We start from the raw sequence: 18,732 nt of genomic DNA, 5'->3' as shown, positions 1-18,732 counted from the left end.
ATGCAACCCGACTTCTGGCACCAGCGCTGGCGCGACAAGCAGATCGGATTCCACCAGGACAAACCGACGCCACTGCTGCTCAAGCATTGGCCGTCGTTGCAGGTGGCTGCCGGCAGTCGCGTGTTCGTGCCGCTGGCCGGCAAGACGCTGGACATGGTCTGGTTCGCCGCGCAGGGACTGCGTGTGCTCGGGGTCGAGTTGTCGCGCATCGCGGTCGAGGAATTCTTCGACGAACATGGCCTGGAGCCTGAAGTCAGTGAGTCGACCTACGGGGTTCACTACCGCGCGGGCGGCATCGAGCTGATCTGCGGCGATGCCTTCGCGCTCGATGCGGCCGTGCTGGCAGATTGCACGGCGGTGTTCGATCGCGCCGCCCTGATCGCCCTGCCCGCGCCGCTGCGTCGGCGCTATGTCGACGAGGTCTACCCGAGGCTGCCGGCCGGATGCCGCGGCCTGGTGATCACGCTGGAATACCCGCAGCACGAGAAGGACGGCCCGCCGTTCAGCGTCGGCGAGGACGAAGTGCGCGAACTGTACGGTCGCGCGTGGAATGTGACCACGCTGGAACGGCGCGACATCCTGGCGCAACAGCCGAAGTTCGTCGAAGAAGGCGTCAGCGCACTCGACACCGCGGTCTACCGCATCGACCAGCGCCGCAGCTGACGGCCGGCAGCACGGTGCAAACCGGCCTGACTTGACCCGGATCAAGGCGGCCGGGGCGCTCGCGGCCTAGCCTGTGCACATGGCCCTGCCGACCCTCGCCTTCGATCCCGACCTGCTCCGCCGCTACGACCGCCCCGGGCCGCGCTACACCTCGTACCCGACCGCCCCCCAGTTCTCCGCCGCTTTCCAGGCCGACGAACTGTGCGAGATGGCGAACATCAGCAACGGCGACCCCATCCCGCGCCCGCTGTCGCTCTACGTGCACGTCCCGTTCTGCAGCAGCCCCTGCTTCTACTGCGGCTGCAACCGCATCATCACCCGCGACCGCGCCCGCGGCGACGCCTACCTGGTCCGGCTGTACCGCGAGATCGCGATGATGTCGGCGCTGTTCGATCGCGATCGCCCGGTCACGCAACTGCACCTGGGCGGGGGAACGCCGAACTTCCTGGCACCCGACCAGATTGCCGAGCTGCTGGACGTGATCGACCGGCACTTCACCCTGGCCGCGGACGGCGAACGCGACTGCTCGATCGAGCTCGATCCGCGCTTCGTGTCGGCCGAAGACATCGGTCGCCTCGCGCAGGCCGGCTTCAACCGTGCCAGCCTGGGCGTCCAGGATTTCGATCCGGCGGTGCAGCAGGCGGTCAACCGGATCCAGAGCGTCGAGCAGACCCTGGCGATCATCGAGGCCTGTCGCAGGCACGGCCTGCGCTCGGTGAATGTCGACCTGATCTACGGCCTGCCGTTGCAGACGACGCGGGGTTTCGGGCGCACGCTCGACACCGTCCTGCGCGCGCGCCCGGATCGCGTGGCCGTCTACAGCTACGCCCACCTGCCGGCACTGTTTCGCCCGCAACAGCAGATCCGCGACGAGGACCTGCCGTCAGCGCCGGTGAAGCTCGGGTTGCTGCAGCAGGCGATCGAGCGCCTCGGCGCGGCGGGCTATATCTACATCGGCATGGACCATTTCGCCCTGCCGGGCGACGACCTCGCGCGGGCGCAGGCGCGCGGCGGCCTGCACCGCAATTTCATGGGTTACACCACGTGCGCCGACAGCGACCTGATCGGGCTGGGCGTCAGCGCGATCAGTCACGTCGGCGCCAGTTTCAGCCAGAACCCGCGTGACCTCCCCAGCTGGGAAAGCGCCATCGATGACGGTCGCCTGCCGCTGTGGCGCGGCATGCGCCTGGACGCCGACGACGTGGTGCGCGCCGACGTCATCCAGCAGCTGATGTGCCACGGCGCGGTCGACATCGCCGCGACCGGGCGCCGGCACGCCATCGATTTCGCCGACTACTTCGCGCAGGCGCTGCAGCGCCTGCAACCGTTGCGCGACGACGGCCTGGTCGAGGTGTCGACCAGCGCCATCCTTGCCACTGCCCGCGGCAGGTTGCTGCTGCGGGTCATCGCGGCGTGCTTCGATCGCTACCTTCACGAGCCGGCGGCGGCCGCATCGAGGCAGTTCTCGAAGGCGGTCTGAGGGTCACCCCAATGCCGCCTGGTGCACGCCTGCGACCGCGCGCCCGGACGGATCGGCCATGGTCGCGAACGCCGCATCCCAGGCGATCGCCGCCGGCGACGAACACGCGATCGACTTGCCGCCCGGCACGGTCTCGGCGCATGCGGCACTGGGGAAGAACTGCTCGAAGATGTGGCGGTACAGGTAGGCCTCCTTCGTCTGCGGCGGGTTGACCGGGAAGCGGCTGGCGGCCGCGGCGAATACGCGGTCGCTCACCTGCGCCTGCGCGTGCGCCTTGAGTCCGTCGATCCAGCCATAGCCGACGCCATCGCTGAACTGTTCCTTCTGCCGCCACAGGATCGACTCGGGCAGGTAACCGTCGAAGGCTTCGCGCAGGATCGACTTCTCGATGCGGCGAACGCCATCGGGACCGATGCCGGCCATCTTGTGGCGCGCGTCCATGCGCATCGCCACGTCCATGAACTCGACGTCGAGGAACGGCACGCGCGGCTCCACGCCCCAGGCCATCATCGACTTGTTCGCGCGCAGGCAGTCGTAGTTGTGGAGGGCGTCGATCTTGCGCACGGTCTCCTCGTGGAATTCGCGCGCATTGGGCGCCTTGTGGAAGTACAGGTAGCCGCCGAAGATTTCGTCGCTGCCCTCGCCTGAAAGCACCATCTTGACCCCCATCGCCTTGATCCGCCGCGCCAGCAGGAACATCGGCGTGGAGGCGCGGATGGTAGTGACGTCGTAGGTTTCGATGTGGCGGATAACTTCCGGCAGCGCATCCAGGCCCTCCTCGAACGCGTATGTGAAACCGTGGTGCACCGTGCCCAGCGCCTTGGCCGCGATCTCGGCCGCGGCCAGGTCGGGCGATCCATCCAGGCCGATGGCGAACGAGTGCAGACGCGGCCACCAGGCTTCGCTGGCATCGTCGTCCTCGATGCGCCTGCGTGCGTAGCGCGCCGCCACGGCCGCCACCAGCGAGGAGTCCAGTCCACCCGAGAGCAGCACGCCGTACGGCACGTCGCTCATCATCTGCCGGTGCACGGCGCGCTCGAAGGCCTCGCGCAGTTCCTGCCGGTCCACTGCCACGCCCTGGGTGGCGTCGTAGTCGCGCCAGGCCTTGATGTAGTAACGCACCAGTTCGCCGCTGGCGCTGTCGTAGTAGTGGCCGGGCGGGAACTGGGCGACATCGGCGCAGACGTCGCACAGCGCCTTCATTTCCGAAGCCACGCACAGGCGTCCGTCGCGGTCGTGGCCCCAGTACAGCGGGCACACGCCGATCGGGTCGCGCGCGATGAGGTAGCGCTTGCGCCCGGCATCCCACAGCGCGAAAGCGAAGATGCCGTTGAGCTCGTTGAGCCAGGCGGCGGTGTCGTCGCGCTCGCGGTAGAGCGCACTGATGACTTCGCAGTCGGAGGCGGTCTGGAACGCGTAGGGCTGGCGCAGCTGCTGTTCGAGCTCGCGGTGGTTGTAGATCTCGCCGTTGACCGCCAGCGCCAGCTCGCCATCGGCCGAGTGCAGCGGCTGCGAACCGCCGGCCGGGTCGACGATGGCCAGGCGCTCATGGACGAGAATCACGTCGTCGTCGAGGTGGACGCCGCTCCAGTCGGGGCCGCGGTGGCGCTGTCGTTGCGAAAGCTCCAGTGCGCGCCGGCGCAGCGCCTGCGCGTCGTCACCGGGTTGCAGGCCGAATATGCCGAGGATGGAACACATGGGAGGACTCCTGGGTGGGCTTGTTTCGTGGGCGGGAATGGGTGGCGCGGAGGCAAAACGAAGAAGCCCGCGCTTTTGGCGCGGGCTTCGTGAGCGAGTTAGCGTGTCTTGTGCGCGCTAATCGCCGGCCCGCGGGAGGCTGGCGTTATTGCGGTTGTTATTGTTCAGGCCGGCCACGGGCGCACCGCCGCGCTGAGCGGCTCGGGTGGCGTGGGCAAGGGCCTGGACGGAAGACATGGACCGATCCTGCGTCAGGTCGCGGCCACTTGCAAGCCCCTCCCCGCGAAGGGCACGCGACAGGACGAGCGGCCAGTTTGCCCCCCCGCATTTGCGCCACACTAGTGCGGGGAAACAAACCATCGATGGGGACCATGAAGAAAGTGATCAAACGCAGCCTGCTCGTGCTGCTGCTGTTGCTGGTGGCGATCGCCGTCGCGATCTGGTGGCTGATGCGCGGCAGCCTGCCCAGCCTGGACGGCGAACTCGCCCTGCCCGGCCTGTCGGCGCCCGTCTCGATCCAGCGCGACGCACTCGGCGTGGTCACCGTCGACGCCGCCAACGAGGCCGACGCCATGCGCGCGCTCGGCTACGTCCATGCGCAGGAACGCTATTTCGAAATGGACCTGCTGCGCCGCGCCTCGGCCGGCGAGCTGTCGGCGCTGTTCGGCCCGGCCGCGATCGACACCGACAAGCAGCGCCGCGTGCACCGCATGCGCGCGCGCGTCAGCGCCCATCTCGACGCGGTCCTCGGCGACAAGCGGCCGATGGCGCAGGCCTACGTCGATGGCGTCAACGCCGGCTTGGCGGCACTGAAGGTGCGGCCGTGGCCCTACCTGCTGCTGCGCACGCAGCCCGAGCCGTGGCGCCTGGAAGATTCCGCGCTGGCCGGCTACGCCATGTACTTCGACCTGCAGGACGCCAGCAACGCGCGCGAGCTGGCGATGTGGAAGCTCAAGCCGCACGTGCCGGCGGCGCTGTACGCGCTGCTCGATCACGACGGCAGCAGCTGGGACGCACCGCTGGCCGGCCGGCCGCGCGGAGATGCCACCCTGCCCGACGCGGCGACACTCGACCTGCGCACGCTGCCGGTGCCCTCGGCCGCCGACCGCCCGGCCAACGTGCCCGAGCGCTCCGACGTGGGCAGCAACAACTTCGCCGTATCCGGCCAGCTCACCGCCGACGGCCGCGCGATCGTCGCCGACGACATGCACCTTGGCCTTCGCGCGCCCAACATCTGGTTCCGTGCGCGCCTGCGCTACGCCGAACCGCGTGCCGCCAACGGCCGCGTCGACGCCACCGGCTTCACCTTGCCGGGCCTGCCGGCATTGGTGGTCGGCAGCAACGGCCAGGTCGCCTGGGGCTTCACCAACAGCTATGGCGACTGGCTCGACTGGCAGCGCCAGCCGGCCTGCAAGGAGCCGTGCGCAGGCGTGACCCGCAACGTCGAGCACATCCGTGTTGCCGGCCAGGCCGATGTCGAGTTCCCGGTCGATGAAACCGCATGGGGGCCGATCCTGTTCCGCCAGCCCGATGGCAGTGGCCTGGCCCTGCGCTGGGTCGCGCACCAGCCCGGTTCGATGAACCTGGGACTGGCCAACTTCCTGCACGCGCACTCGCTCGACGATGCCCTGCAGATGGCCGACCACACGGCGATCCCGGGCCAGAACCTCGCCATCGGCGGTCGCGACGGCCGCATCACCTGGCGCCTGCTCGGCCCGGTGCCGGTGCGCCAGGCCAGTTGCACCGCCACCACCGTCAGCGATGCCGCGACGTGCCCGCCGTGGCCGATCACCACCGCGTCGGGCATCGCCTTGCCGGCCGGCACCGTGCAGCGCATGTGGAGCGCCAACGCCCGCGTCGTCGATGGCGCCCTGCTCGCGCGTGTCGGCGACGGTGGCTACGCCAATGGCGCGCGGGCACGGCAGATCCGCGACGACCTGTTCGCCAAACAGCGTTTCAGCGAACGCGACCTGCTGGCGATCCAGCTCGACGACCGCGCACTGTTCCTGAGCCGCTGGTGGCAATTGCTGCGCGACCAGGGCGCGTCGGAGAAGTCACCGGCGCTGCACGAACTGGCTGCCGCATCGCCGACCTGGCAGGGCCACGCCAGCACCGACTCGGTCAGCTACCGCGTCGTCCGCGCCTGGCGCCTGGCCGTGCACGACCGCCTGCTCGACGGCCTCACCGCGCCGGCACAGGCAGCACTGGGCAAAGACTTCGAGATGCCCAACCTGTCGCATTTCGAAGGCGTGGCCTGGCCGCTGGTGACGCAACGCCCTGCCAACCTGCTGCCGCGCCGGTTCGCCTCGTGGGATGCGCTGTTCGAAGATGCCGCGCGCGACGTTCGCGATGAACTTGCCGGCAAGGGCCCGCTTGCCCAGCGCACATGGGGTGAACGCAACACCGCGAAGATCTGCCATCCGCTGAGCCGCGCCCTGCCCGCGTTCGCCAAGCCGGTGCTGTGCATGGCCGCCGACGAACTGCCCGGCGACAGCGGCATGCCGCGCGTGCAGGGTCCCAACTTCGGTGCGTCCGAGCGCATGGTGGTGTCGCCTGGCCACGAGGCCGACGGCATCATTCACATGCCCGGTGGCCAGAGCGGTCACCTGCTGTCGCCGTTCTGGGGTGCCGGTCATGACGATTGGGTGCACGGCCGGCCAACGTCGTTCCTGCCGGGTGAGACACGGCATACGTTGAAGCTGGCGCCACAGTAAGGGACTGCACTCGTCCCTCTCCCGAATGCGGGAGAGGGGCCTGGTCGCTAGTGCAGCAGCATCCGTTCCAGCAGCGCCAGATACAGACCCGGCAATGCCTCCAGATCCGCGACGGCGACGTGCTCGTCGACCTTGTGGATCGACGCGTTCACCGGCCCGATCTCGATGCACTGCGCACCCAGCGGCGCGATGAAGCGCGCGTCCGAAGTACCGCCGCCGGTGCTTTCCTCCGGCGCGACGCCGCAGTACTTGCCAAGCACGTCGCGCGCAGCGGCACGCAGCGCGCCTTCCGGGGTATAGAACGGCTCGCCCCCACGCTGCCAGCGCACGCTGAACTCCAGCCCGTGCCTTTGCAGCACCGCTTCGCACTGCTGCTCGAGCTGTTCGGCGCTCCAGCTGGGGTTGAAGCGCAGATTGAACAACACCTCCAGCTCGCCCGGGATCACGTTGTTGGCGCCCGTTCCGGCGTGGATGTTGCTGATCTGCAGGCTGGTCGGCGGGAAGCTCTCGTAGCCTTCGTCCCAGCGCCGCGCGGTCAGCTCGGCGAGCGCGGGCACGGCCTGGTGGATCGGGTTGCGCGCCTTGTCCGGGTAGGCCACGTGGCCCTGCACGCCGTGCACCGTCAGCTTCGCCGACAGCGTGCCGCGACGGCCCACGCGCAGCAGGTCGCCCAGCTTCACCATGGATGACGGCTCGCCGGTGACGCACCAGTCGATGCGCTCGCCGCGCGCGCGGAACGTCTGCGCAACACGGCGCACGCCATGGACGGCATCGCCCTCCTCATCGGAGGTCAGCAGCAGTGCGACCCGGCCCGGATGATCGGGATGGGTGGCCACGAAACGTTCCAGCGCCACGACAAACGCCGCGACGCTGCCTTTCATGTCGGCCGCGCCGCGTCCGTACAGCACACCGTCGCGGATCTGCGGTTGGAACGGATCACTGGCCCAGGCATCGCGCGGACCGGGCGGAACCACGTCGGTATGTCCGAGCAGCACCAGTGTCGGACCATCGCCGCCATGCACGGCCCACAGGTTGTCGACATCGCCGTAGTGCATGTGCTCGCAACGGAATCCGGCGGCCAGCAGGCGCTGGGCGATCACCGCCTGGCAGTCGGCATCGTCGGGAGTGACCGAAGCGCGGGCGATGAGGTCGCAGGTGAGGTCGAGTACGTCGCTCATCGCAATCATCCCAGCGCACCGACTCCGAAGCGCTGCTTGAAGCCGTTGTCGCTGAAGCCCTGGCTGACCTTGCCGTCGTCGCTCACCACCAGCGGGCGGCGGATCAACTGCGGGTACTCCTTCAGCAGCAATTTCCACTCGGCATCGGAGCCCGGCGTCTTGCGGTTGTCGGGCAGCGCGCGCCAGGTGGTGGACGACTTGTTGATCATCGCGTCCCAGCCACCGAGCTGGTCCTTCCATTCCACCAGTTGTTCCGGCGACTGGCGCTCGTCGCGATAGTCGACGAAGGCGTAGCCGAGGCCGAAGCGGTCAAGCCACTTGCGCGCCTTCTTGCAGGTGTCGCAGTTGTTGAGGCCGTAAAGAGTGGTCATCTTTTTCGATCCTGCTCGTTGTACATCGTCGTCCCCGCGAAGGCGGGGACCCAGCGACTCGATGCGTCAACGGCGTAAGTCACTGGGTTCCCGCCTGCGCGGGAATGACGGGTTCGGGTGGCTGTCAGACCTAGTCCGCCAAGCCGCGCAGCAACTCGTTGATGCTGGTCTTGGACAGCGTCTTGGCGTCGACCTGCTTGACGATCACCGCGCAGTACAGCGAGTGCGATCCGTCCTTGGCCGGCAGCTGGCCGGAGACGACAACGCTGTACGGCGGCACCGACCCATAGCTGACCTCGCCGGTGGCGCGGTTGTACACGCGCGTGCTCTGGCCGAGGAACACGCCCATGCCGATCACGCTGTGGTGGCCGACGACGAAGCCTTCGACGACTTCCGAGCGCGCACCAATGAAGCAATGGTCCTCGATGATCGTCGGCGAGGCCTGCAGCGGCTCCAGCACGCCGCCGATGCCGGCGCCACCGGAGAGGTGGCAGTGCTTGCCGACCTGCGCGCACGAACCGACCGTGGCCCAGGTATCGACCATGGTGCCCTCGCCCACGTGCGCACCAATGTTGACGAAGCTCGGCATCAGCACCACGTCCTTGCCGATGTAGCAGCCGCGGCGTGCGATCGCGCCGGGCACGACGCGCGCGCCGAGCTTGCGGAAATCGGCCTCGCCGAAACTTTCGAAGCGCGCCGGCACCTTGTCCCACGCCGGCGCCGGATAGCCTTCCACCAGTTGCATGTCGTTGACGCGGAAGTACAGCAGCACCGCCTTCTTCAGCCATTCGTTGACGGTCCAGCCGCCCTTGCCGTCGGGTTCGGCGACGCGGAACTCGCCGCTCTCCAGGCCCGAGATCACCCGCTCCACCGTCGGCCGCGTCGAGCCTTCCAGCTCGTCGGGGGTCAGCATCGCGCGGCGCTCGAATGCGCTGTCGATCATGAACTTCAGTTCGTCGATACCCGGCCCCTTCGGCGCAACCTTCTTGCGCACGGCCTTGCGGGTGGTCTTGCGGGCGGGCTTCTTCTCGGAACTCATCAACGATCTCCTTCAAGGCAGGCCAGCAGCGCATCGCGCAGGGCCTGCTGTTGCGTTTCATCGAGCGCGCCATCGCGCCCGTCGGGCTGGGTACAGGTGAGCTGGAACACGTCTTCGGCGCGCTCGCCGAAGGTGGCGATGCGGGCGTCGTGCACGCGCAGGCCCTGGCTGCGGATCGCCTGGGTGACGTCGGCAAGCAGGCCCGGGCGGTCGGTGCAGACCAGGCTGAGCATGGTCCGTGCGTCGTCGCCGAGGGTGTCGAATCCGACCTGCGCGTTGATGCGGAAATGGCGCAGGTGGCGCGGCTGCGTGCGCCGGGTCGGCTTGATGCGGTCGAGCGGACCGTCCAGCGCCGCGGCCAGGCGCTGTTCGAGCTCATCGATGCCTGGCGGGCAGCGCGGGTCGATCGGCACCACTTCGAAGCTGTCGAAGATCATCGCGTTGGGCCCGTCGAGCACGCGCGCCTGCTGGATCGCCAGGCCGAGGCGGTCGAGCGTGGCGACGATCGCGGCAAACAGGCCGTCGCGGTCGGCCGAGTGCACGAACACTTCCAGCGCGCCGGCGTGCTCGCCCACGGCACGGGCGCGCACGCGCGTCTCGCCGATGGCCACGCCGCGCAGCGATGCCGCCTGCCAGGCGATCTGGTCGGGACGGCTGCGCTGGAAACCGATCTCGGGCATGCGCGCGTAGAGCTGGTCGACTTCCTCCTCGCCGAAACCGAGCGTGGCCAGCATGGCGCGCGCGGCGTCGCGGGTTTCGCCGGCGCGCTCGAGGCCGGCGACCGGATGTTCCAGTCCGCGCCGCAAGGCCAGGCGCGTGGCGGTGTAGAGGTCCGCCAGCAGGCGGTCCTTCCATGCGTTCCACAACTTGGGCGACGTGCCGGCGATGTCGGCGCAGGTCAGCAGGTAAAGATGATCGAGGTGCTCGCGGTCGTTGACCTTGCCGGCGAAGCGGTGGATCACCTCCGGATCGGCGATGTCCTGCTTCTGCGCGGTCACCGACATCAGCAGGTGCTGGCGCACCAGCCACTCGACCAGTGCGGTGTCGGCGCGCGACAGGCCAATGGTGCTGCAGAAGATCCGCGCGTCCTCGCCACCGAGCTCGGAATGATCGCCGCCGCGGCCCTTGGCGATGTCGTGGAACAGGCCGGCCAGCAGCAGCAGTTCCGGCTTGCGCAGGCGCGGCCAGACTTCGTGGGCGATGCTGAAACGCTCATCGACGATGCCCGAGGCGAAGCGCGCCAGATTGCGCAGCACCGCCAGCGTGTGCTGGTCGACGGTGAAGACATGGAACAGGTCGAACTGCATGCGCCCGGAGACTTTGGCGAACGCCGGGATCCAGCGGCCAAGCACGCCCAGCCGCGCCATGCGCTCGAGCGCGTGCACCGGGTGCGGTCCACGCAGCAGCGCGATGAAGCGCTCGCGCAGCGCCGGTTCGGCCTGCTGGAAGGCCGGGATCCGCGACAGCGCTTCGGCCAGTGCGCGCGCGGTCTGCGAATGCAGCCCGCGCACCGCATCGTGCGCCGCCCATACCGCGAACAGCGAGAACACGTCGTAGGCATCGCGCGGCCATTGCGGGTCGCGCGCGGCCAGGTAATCGCGGCGCAGTTCGAAGGCGTGGTCGATGGCGACCGGCGCCGTCTCGCCCTCGATCTGCTCCTCGAAGCGCTGCAGCAGGCGCTCGCCGATGCGCAGCACCAGCGCGGCGCTGCGGTAGAAGCCCTGCATCATCTGTTCGACGGCGAGGTTGTCGGCATTGTCGACATGGCCCAGCCGTTCGGCCAGCAGCTTCTGGTAGTCGAAGCGCAGGCGCTCCTCGCGCTTGCCCGCGACCAGGTGCAGGCCAAAGCGCAGGCGCGACAGCGCGCGGCGCTCGCGTTCCAGCGTGGCCAGTTCGTCGGCGCCGAACTGGCCGATCGCCACCAGCGACTCCAGGTCGCCGGTGCCGACGATGCGCAGCGCCATCCAGCGCAGCGTCTGCACGTCGCGCAGGCCGCCGGGGCCTTCTTTCAGGTTCGGCTCGAGGTTGTCGGCGGTGTCGTCGTAGCGGGCATGGCGCAGTCGCAGTTCCTCGCGCTTGGCGCCGAAGAACTCGCGCGCCGGCCATACCTGGCTCGGCGCCGTGGCGACCTGCAGGGCATGCATGTCCTCGACGGTGGCGATGAGCGGGCGCGCTTCCAGCATCGCCGTGAGGACGGTGATGTCGGCGGCGGCCTGGGTGCACTGCGCGGCCGAACGCACCGCGTGGCCGACCGGCAGGCCGGCGTCCCAGAGCAGCGCGACGAATGCGGCCAGCGCCTCGGCGTGCGCGGCTTGCGCCTCCGGTTCGGCCAGCACCAGCAGATCGATGTCCGATTGCGGGAACAGTTCACCGCGGCCGTAGCCACCGACCGCGAACAGCGCCAACGGCGCACCGGCCGGCAGGCAACTGGCCCAGGCGGCACGCACCTGGGTGTCGACCGCGCCGGTCCGCGCCTGCAGCAGGCGGTCGATGTCGGCGTCGGGATCGCTGTCGAAGCGCTGCGCCAGGCCGGCGCTTACCGCGGCGAGCGCGCTGCGGATGGCAGCCGCCTGCTCACCGGGCTCCGCCGCCGGTCTCGCCGCCGGTCTCGCGGAGGATCCTCCTGCGCTGGACCCGGCGTCGGCGACCGGAGCGGTCATAGGTCGTTGTCGTCCCCGGGCACGCGGGTCAGGATCTCGACGCCGTCGTCGGTGACCACCACCGTGTGCTCCCACTGCGCCGAAAGCTTGCGGTCCTTGGTGACCACGGTCCAGCCGTCGGGCAGCAGCTTGGTGTGGCGCGCGCCCTCGTTGATCATCGGCTCGATGGTGAAGGTCATGCCGGGCTTGAGCACCAGCCCTTCGCCAGCGCGGCCGTAATGCAGCACCTGCGGGTCTTCGTGGTAGATCCGGCCGATGCCGTGGCCGCAGTACTCGCGCACGACGCTGAAGCGTTCGCCCTCGGCGTACTGCTGGATCGCCGCGCCGATGTCGCCCAGCGTCGCGCCCGGGCGGACCGTGCGGATGCCGCGGAACATCGCCTCGCGGGTCACGTCGACCAGGCGCTTGGCCATGACCGACGGCTCGCCGACGAGGTACATGCGGCTGGTATCGCCGTGCCAGCCGTCCTTGATGACCGTGACATCGATATTGACGATGTCGCCGTCCTTGAGGACCTTGCCCGGGCTCGGGATGCCGTGGCAGATGACGTTGTTGACCGAGGTGCACACGGTCTTGGGGAAACCTTTATAGCCGACGTTGGCCGGGATTGCCTTCTGCACGTTGACGATATGATCGTGGCAGATGCGGTCCAGTTCCTCGGTGGTCACGCCCGCCTTCACATGCGGGGCGACGATCTGCAGGACCTCGGCGGCCAGGCGGCCGGCGACGCGCATCTTCTCGATCTCTTCGGGGGTTTTGATGGTGATGGCCATGGCGCCATTATCGCCTATCTGCGGCCCGTTCAGGGTCCAACCGAGCCCCAGCTTGCCCGTAACCGCCCGTTCCAGCTACAATCCCGCGGCTTGGCGGGGTCTTCGTGCCTTTCCAATCGCCCACGCCGGGCGCAGCAACCGGGCCAGCAGGCCCCGAGCAGGCGAATACACACCCGCTGCAACCCTTCGTGCCGGGGTGCCTGCGGTCCTTCGGGACCGCCAGGTTCGGTCACGGACGCAGCGGGGAGGCCCAACCCCGGAACCATTGCCCCCGGCACCGCCGAGGGCAGCCGCCATACCCTACCCGGCGGCCGGTTCCACTGCCTTGGAGTTAAGCAATGCCCCAGATCACCATGCGCCAGATGCTGGAAGCCGGCGTCCATTTCGGTCACCAGACCCGTTACTGGAACCCGAAGATGGGTCCGTACATCTTCGGCGCCCGCGGCAAGATCCACATCATCAACCTCGAGAAGACCGTTCCGCTCTTCAATGACGCGATGAACTTCATCTCGGGTATCGCGCAGAAGCGCGGCATGATCCTGTTCATCGGCACCAAGCGCAGCGCGCGCGAGTCGATCAAGGAAGAAGCCGAGCGTTGCAACATGCCGTACATGACCCAGCGTTGGCTGGGCGGCACGCTGACCAACTTCCGCACCGTCAAGCAGTCGGTGCAGCGCCTGAAGGAGCTGGAAGCGGCTGAGACCGACGGCACCTTCCAGAAGCTGGTCAAGCACGAAGTGCTGGGCCTGCGCCGCGAGCGCGACAAGCTGGAAGCCTCGCTGGGCGGCATCAAGGAAATGAACCGCCTGCCCGACGCGCTGTTCGTGATCGACATCGGCCACGAAGACATCGCGATCAAGGAAGCCAAGAAGCTCGGCATCCCGGTCATCGCCGTCGTCGACACCAACTACGATCCGGCCCTGGTCGACTACGCCATCCCGGGTAACGACGACGCCATCCGCGCCGTGCAGCTGTACGCCCGTGCCGCCGCCGACGCCGTGCTGGAAGGCAAGGCCGCTGCGCCGACGCCGGCTGGCGTGCGCGAGGAAGACTTCGCCGAAGCCGCCGCCGAAGGCGAAGAGAACGGCGCCGAGCGCAAGGCCCCGCGTGGCCGCGCCCCGGCCAAGAAGGCACCGGCCAAGAAGGCCGACGCCGCCGAGTAAGACCCGCGTCATGCGGCCGCGCGATCATGCGCGGTCGCATCGCACCGGTCGTACCGACATTGTTTCGCGGACGCGCCACGCATCGGCCAGCCATGGCCGGCGCGAGATTTGGCGCGATCCGCACATCCAACGAATTCCGAGGTAATCCCCATGGCTGAAATCACCGCTTCCCTCGTCAAGGAACTGCGCGAGCGCACCGGCGCCGGCATGATGGAGTGCAAGAAGGCACTCGTCGAGAACAACGGCGACATCGACACCGCGGCCGAGTGGCTGCGCAAGTCGGGTCTGGCCAAGGCCGACAAGAAGGCCGGCCGCATCGCCGCCGAAGGCCGCATCGCGGTCGCCCAGGACGGCGGCAAGGCCGTGCTGGTCGAGATCAACTCCGAGACCGACTTCGTCGCCAAGGATGACAACTTCCTGGGCTTCACCGAAGCCGTCGCCAAGGCCGCCCTGGCCTCCGACGCCGCCGACGCCGAAGCGCTGAAGTCGGCCAAGGTCGACGGCGGCGAGACGGTCGAAGAAACCCGCGCCGCCGTCATCTCCAAGGTTGGCGAGAACGTGCAGGTCCGTCGCCTGGCCCGCGTCGACAGCACCAACAACGTTGCCGCGTACGTCCACGGCGGCCGCATCGGCGTGCTGGTCGAGGTCAAGGGCGGCGACGCCGAACTGGCCCGCGGCATCGCGATGCACGTTGCCGCAATGAACCCGCCGCACATCAAGGCGTCCGACGTCCCGGCCGAGTTCGTGGCCAAGGAAAAGGAAATCGAGCTGGCCAAGATGTCCGACAAGGACAAGGCCAAGCCGGCCGAGATCCTCGAGAAGATCATCAGCGGCAAGATCGCCAAGATCGTCAACGAGGTCACCCTGTACGGCCAGCCGTACGTGCTCAACACCGACCAGACTGTCGAGCAGGTGCTCAAGGCCGCCGGCGCCGACGTCGTCACGATGCAGCGCCTGGCCGTTGGCGAAGGCATCGAGAAGGTGGTCGAGGACTACGCCGCCGAAGTGATGAAGCAGGCCGGCCTGGCGTAAGCCTGACGGCGCTTCTGGCGCAGGCAGCAAGCAGAAAGGCCGCGAGCGATCGCGGCCTTTTTGTTTGTATCAACTGCGGGTTTGGCCTGACGCAGAGTGGCAGCCTTGGCACCCGGGGCGGCCTTGGCGTGGATGGCCCCGCTTTTCTTGACGACCGCAGCACTGCCGCTGCGGGGCATGGCCGGCTTTGCCTTGACTCCGGTGTCGCCGCCGCCAATGGCTTCGTGCACTACGTCCGGTCGTAGCGCTGCGATCTTGATCAGGGTGCGGGCGGCACCCGACGAGAGAGTGCGCCAAAGTTGCAGTCTCCATTGCCAGGGGCTTCCACTGAGAGAGCAGCCCAAGGGGTCTGGAGAAGCCGATCCGTCGACTTCCCCAGACATACCGGACGCAGGGGGGAGGCCCCCGGCATTTACCGCGGTGGGTCCGTGGAAACCCACCCGGCTACGCACCTTCCTGGCGCGCAAAGTTGTTCGTTGAGGCAAGGCTGCGCCATTGCGACACGCGGGCTTCGCGTGACAGCGGAAGTCTGGTGGAGGCCCCTCTTGATGGCGTACTTGATGGCGTGCTGCGTGTCCGCCAGAACTGGATAAACGCGGACGCCCCATCTGACCACCGCCGCTGACGGCTGTGTATGAGAAGCGTCCTAAAGTAGCCGCGACGGACGAATGGTCAACACCGTCGAAAAATGGCGCCATCCTTGGCGCCCCATGCTTCATCCCGAAGCCTGCGTGCATGCCGGTCGCGATCCGCGGGGGAGCTGGATCGCGGGGCCCGGTCGATGCGATTGAAGTGCGCCATCCGTGGCGCGTGATGCTTCGTCCGGAAGCCTTTGCCACTCGTACAGCCCGCGGGGCAGCGCGGACAATCGCGATACGAATAGGTGCGCCATCCGTGGCGCGTGAGCCTTCCTTCCGGAAGGTTCATGGCCAGTAACGCAGCAGCCGGTCCACCCCCCTACCCCGCAGGAAGGATTTTTTCCCGCGCCCGCGCTGAAACGCGACGGCAGTCGCACTGCGGCGACCGGCGACGGCCTAGAACCGGTACGCGGCGCTGACCAGGTAATAGCGCCCGCGCGGGTCGTCGTAGGCGATGTCGTAGCCGAGCTTGTCGGGGTCGTAGTTGACCGGCTGATGGTCGGTCAGGTTGTTGATGTTCAGCGACAACCGCCAGCCGACCAGCCCGACATAGGCCAGGTAGAGGTCGGCCGTGGTCCAGGCCGGGGTGGTGCACTTGCGGGCGCTGGCGTTGCGCAGGGGGCACGGCTGGCCCGGCGCGGCCACATCCGACGGGCCCAGCTCGTGCAGGTTCAGCGCGGTGATCCAGTCGCCGATGCTCCATTCGGCACCGGCCAGCACCGAGCGCTGCGGCGCGCCGTGGCCTGCGTAGTCGAGTTCCGGACTGGCAGCATTGGCCTGGCGCACGAGGCTGTCGAGGTAGCTGGCTGCCAGGCGCAGCCTGAAACGGCCGTACCGCTCGATGTCGATCCGGTATTCGGACTGCAGTTCCCAGCCATCCACTTCGGTACGGCCGACATTGGTGAAGTAGTCATTGATGGCATACAGGCCGCCCTGCTCGTCGCGCACCAGCGCATCCGGGTAGAGCGTCGGGTTGGCCAAGGCACTGGTGCTCAGGATTTCGTTGCGGCGCAGGATGCGGAACCGGTCCAGGCTGACGTCGAAGTTGGTCGTCGGCGCCCACACCGCGCCGAGGATGTAGCTGCGCGATGTCTCCGGCTGCAGGTCCGGATTCTCCACCGCGCCCAGCGACACGATGCAGAAGATGGTGCCGTCATCGGCCGGAACCGGCAGCTGGCAGGGCGCCAGGGCGTCGCTCATCTCCACCACGTCGAGCGAGTCGGCAACGGTGGGCCGGCGCAGTTCGAACAGGGTCGGCGCGCGATAGCCGGTGGCGGCGGTGCCGCGAAGGGTCAGCGATTTCGACACCATCCATTTGACGCCGAGCATGGGCGATGACTTGCTGCCGTAGCCCTGGCGGTGGTCGACCCGCCATGCCAGGTCGGCATTGAGCCAGGTCGCAATGGGCATGCTCAGCTCGGCATAGACCGCCGAGCTGTTGCGGTGTTCGTCGATATCGATCTTCTGCGCGCCCAGGGCGATGTCGCCGGCGAGCATCAGCGCGTCGGGACGGTTGCGCAGTCCGTCGCGATTCCATTCCAGCCCGAACGCGGCCTGCGATTGGCCTCCGGGCAACGAGAACCACGCGCCGTTGGTGCTGAAGGCCAGCTGGTCGAACTGCGCTTGCCCTTCCACCTGCACCCGTGGCGACAGCTCGGCCAGCAGCGCCTGCGGGTTGCCGACGCCGTTGAAGCGGTAACTCTCGTCGTTGATCGCGCGTTCCGTGGCGCTGTTGCTCACCAGTCCGTCGATCAGGTTCTCGACGTTGTTCTGGTGGTGCGCCAGGTCGACCCGCCACTGCCACTCCCCGCGATAGCCATCCAGCCCCACGGTGAGGTCGCTGCTGCGCGCGGTGCTGCGACTGCGCACCGGACCGATGTCGAAGAACGCGTAGTTCAGGACCGTGGCATTGCCCTGGAACCAGTCGTCCGGATGACCGAAGGGCAGGAAGACCGCGGCGTGGAACGGCGCGCCCTGCAGGCGCTGCTGCACCTGGCTCAGGCGCATGGATGCGGTCAGGTTGACGGTGTCGCCAACCGGTTGGAGCAGGTAGCCGTAGACCGCGGTGCTTTCCAGTTCGGGCTGCAGCGTGACGTAGCGGGGCTTGTCGAGGTAACACTCGCCCGCCGCGTCACGGATCTGGTCCGGGCACGCCCAATGCTCGAGGCCCTGCGTGCTGAAGTAGGCCAGCGGCACGCGCTGGTCGCCCAGCCCCAAGCGCCGCAGGTCGGCGCTGCGCCAGGCGCGGTCCTCGCCGAGCAGCGCATCGCGATGCAGGTAATCGGCACCGATCGACCAGCTGCCGCCGTCATCGCGGACGTGGCCGTAGTTGAAGGAGAACCGCCGTTGTTCGGCATCGCCACGCTCGGACAGGCCGTAACGCCCGACCACTTCGCCGCCGGTCTGGCCCTTCTTGAGGATGATGTTGACCACGCCGGCCATCGCGTCGGCGCCGTAGATCGCCGACGCGCCACCGCGGATGATCTCGATGCGCTCGACCATGCTCAACGGGATCCCGTTGAGATCGGTCAGCCCGCCCAGGTCGGCCGATGCGAGGCCGTAGTTGGCCATGCGCCGGCCATCGAGCAGGAACAACGTGGCGCGCGGGCCCAGGCCGTAGAGACTGGTGGTGGCTGCCGCCGCGAACGGCTGCTGCGACTGGAAACCGCCGTCGGTGGCGACGTCGACCGGATGGTGACTGACCATGCCGGGCTGGTAGCTGAGCAGCTCGAACAGTGTCTGGTAGCCGCTCGCCTCGATCTGGGCGCGGCTGATCCGGGTCAGCGGAACCGAAGTGACCGCTTCAATGCTCGATCTGGGGATGTGCGTGCCGGTGACCTGCACCGTGGCCAGTTCGGTTGGCCCGTCGCCGCGCGCAGGTGCCGAGGCCGGCGCAATGGCCGTCGAGCCTGTTTCGGCTTCGATCAGGAAGGTGTTGGCGTTGACCGGGACGGCGCGCAGGCCCGACCCGCGCAGCAATATCGCCAGCGCTTCCGCGGCCGGCAACCGCGCTTGCAGGCCGGACGCCTGGCGTCCTTCGACCAGCCCGGGCGCGTAGAGGATCTGCACCCGTCCCTGCGTGGCCAGTGCCTGCAGGGCACGGTCCAGATCTCCGGCCGGGATGACCACGCGCACCGGCGCGGCCGCACTCTTTGCCGCGCCTTCTGCCGCGGAACTGACAGCCGCCATGCAGCCCCATGAGAGAGCGCCGACGATGGCAAGGGTGAAGCGGAACGACCTGGCCATTCGTCCGTTGAACGGGCTGAGCTGGGACGAACCTTACGGGAGCCCGGCGGGGGTGGCAATGCGCCCGGGCGGGACTG

General features: G+C 68.3%; 11 protein-coding genes and 1 pseudogene. 5 read left to right on the top strand and 7 right to left on the bottom strand.

Annotation, left to right across the window (positions count from 1 at the left end):
* Both AC1DER_RS16015 and hemN read left to right on the top strand, forming a co-directional pair.
* Entirely contained in the window at positions 1 to 663 is a 663-nt protein-coding gene (locus AC1DER_RS16015) for a thiopurine S-methyltransferase (protein WP_477244828.1), read from the top strand.
* A 79-nt stretch (positions 664 to 742) separates the two neighbouring features.
* Positions 743 to 2,143, top strand: a complete 1,401-nt coding sequence (gene hemN / locus AC1DER_RS16010) for an oxygen-independent coproporphyrinogen III oxidase (RefSeq protein ID WP_477244830.1) — start codon at positions 743 to 745, stop codon at positions 2,141 to 2,143.
* 3 nt (positions 2,144 to 2,146) lie between these two features.
* Here the strand turns inward: hemN and asnB are convergent, their stop codons facing one another.
* On the bottom strand, positions 2,147 to 3,841 hold the full coding sequence (gene asnB / locus AC1DER_RS16005) for an asparagine synthase B (RefSeq protein WP_477244832.1): 1,695 nt from the start codon (positions 3,839 to 3,841) through the stop codon (positions 2,147 to 2,149).
* A 371-nt stretch (positions 3,842 to 4,212) separates the two neighbouring features.
* Between asnB and AC1DER_RS16000 the strand changes: the two genes are divergently transcribed.
* Positions 4,213 to 6,555: a penicillin acylase family protein gene (locus AC1DER_RS16000; RefSeq protein WP_477244834.1), complete on the top strand. Its 2,343-nt coding sequence runs from the start codon at positions 4,213 to 4,215 to the stop codon at positions 6,553 to 6,555.
* A 47-nt stretch (positions 6,556 to 6,602) separates the two neighbouring features.
* Here the strand turns inward: AC1DER_RS16000 and dapE are convergent, their stop codons facing one another.
* From dapE to map, 5 genes and pseudogenes are all read right to left on the bottom strand, one after another.
* Complete coding sequence (gene dapE / locus AC1DER_RS15995; RefSeq protein WP_477244836.1) at positions 6,603 to 7,733, bottom strand: succinyl-diaminopimelate desuccinylase; 1,131 nt, start codon at positions 7,731 to 7,733, stop codon at positions 6,603 to 6,605.
* 5 nt (positions 7,734 to 7,738) lie between these two features.
* On the bottom strand, positions 7,739 to 8,104 hold the full coding sequence (locus AC1DER_RS15990) for a Spx/MgsR family RNA polymerase-binding regulatory protein (protein WP_441817343.1): 366 nt from the start codon (positions 8,102 to 8,104) through the stop codon (positions 7,739 to 7,741).
* Positions 8,105 to 8,234: 130 nt separating this feature from the next.
* Positions 8,235 to 9,080 (bottom strand): annotated as a pseudogene (gene dapD, locus AC1DER_RS15985) (2,3,4,5-tetrahydropyridine-2,6-dicarboxylate N-succinyltransferase); the annotation flags it as partial.
* A 62-nt stretch (positions 9,081 to 9,142) separates the two neighbouring features.
* Positions 9,143 to 11,803, bottom strand: coding sequence for a [protein-PII] uridylyltransferase (gene glnD, locus AC1DER_RS15980; protein ID WP_477244838.1), 2,661 nt, complete (start codon positions 11,801 to 11,803; stop codon positions 9,143 to 9,145).
* The gene (gene map, locus AC1DER_RS15975; protein ID WP_441817345.1) at positions 11,800 to 12,576 is read right to left on the bottom strand and encodes a type I methionyl aminopeptidase; all 777 of its coding nucleotides are present in this window, start codon (positions 12,574 to 12,576) and stop codon (positions 11,800 to 11,802) included. Before map ends, glnD begins: the two co-directional genes overlap by 4 nt.
* Positions 12,577 to 12,914: 338 nt before the next feature.
* Between map and rpsB the strand changes: the two genes are divergently transcribed.
* Positions 12,915 to 13,739, top strand: a complete 825-nt coding sequence (gene rpsB / locus AC1DER_RS15970; protein WP_241918905.1) for a 30S ribosomal protein S2 — start codon at positions 12,915 to 12,917, stop codon at positions 13,737 to 13,739.
* A gap of 150 nt (positions 13,740 to 13,889) precedes the next feature.
* Entirely contained in the window at positions 13,890 to 14,771 is an 882-nt protein-coding gene (gene tsf, locus AC1DER_RS15965) for a translation elongation factor Ts (protein ID WP_441817346.1), read from the top strand.
* Between the two features lie 1,034 nt (positions 14,772 to 15,805).
* Here the strand turns inward: tsf and AC1DER_RS15960 are convergent.
* Positions 15,806 to 18,655, bottom strand: coding sequence for a TonB-dependent receptor domain-containing protein (locus AC1DER_RS15960; RefSeq protein ID WP_477244841.1), 2,850 nt, complete (start codon positions 18,653 to 18,655; stop codon positions 15,806 to 15,808).
* Positions 18,656 to 18,732 lie beyond the last annotated feature (77 nt).

It is taken from the genome of Lysobacter sp. 05T417 (assembly GCF_056396405.1).
Note: the sequence above shows the minus strand (reverse complement) of the source record. Positions and strands in the feature narration are given on the sequence as shown.

What these genes read in the sequence shown, in the direction of transcription:
- AC1DER_RS16015 (WP_477244828.1), top strand. Translation starts at nt 1, where the DNA reads ATGCAACCCGACTTCTGGCACCAGCGCTGGCGCGACAAGCAGATCGGA.
- rpsB (WP_241918905.1), top strand. Translation starts at nt 12,915, where the DNA reads ATGCCCCAGATCACCATGCGCCAGATGCTGGAAGCCGGCGTCCATTTC.
- glnD (WP_477244838.1), bottom strand. Translation starts at nt 11,803, where the DNA reads ATGACCGCTCCGGTCGCCGACGCCGGGTCCAGCGCAGGAGGATCCTCC.
- map (WP_441817345.1), bottom strand. Translation starts at nt 12,576, where the DNA reads ATGGCCATCACCATCAAAACCCCCGAAGAGATCGAGAAGATGCGCGTC.
- dapE (WP_477244836.1), bottom strand. Translation starts at nt 7,733, where the DNA reads ATGAGCGACGTACTCGACCTCACCTGCGACCTCATCGCCCGCGCTTCG.
- asnB (WP_477244832.1), bottom strand. Translation starts at nt 3,841, where the DNA reads ATGTGTTCCATCCTCGGCATATTCGGCCTGCAACCCGGTGACGACGCG.
- tsf (WP_441817346.1), top strand. Translation starts at nt 13,890, where the DNA reads ATGGCTGAAATCACCGCTTCCCTCGTCAAGGAACTGCGCGAGCGCACC.
- AC1DER_RS16000 (WP_477244834.1), top strand. Translation starts at nt 4,213, where the DNA reads ATGAAGAAAGTGATCAAACGCAGCCTGCTCGTGCTGCTGCTGTTGCTG.
- AC1DER_RS15960 (WP_477244841.1), bottom strand. Translation starts at nt 18,655, where the DNA reads ATGGCCAGGTCGTTCCGCTTCACCCTTGCCATCGTCGGCGCTCTCTCA.
- hemN (WP_477244830.1), top strand. Translation starts at nt 743, where the DNA reads ATGGCCCTGCCGACCCTCGCCTTCGATCCCGACCTGCTCCGCCGCTAC.
- AC1DER_RS15990 (WP_441817343.1), bottom strand. Translation starts at nt 8,104, where the DNA reads ATGACCACTCTTTACGGCCTCAACAACTGCGACACCTGCAAGAAGGCG.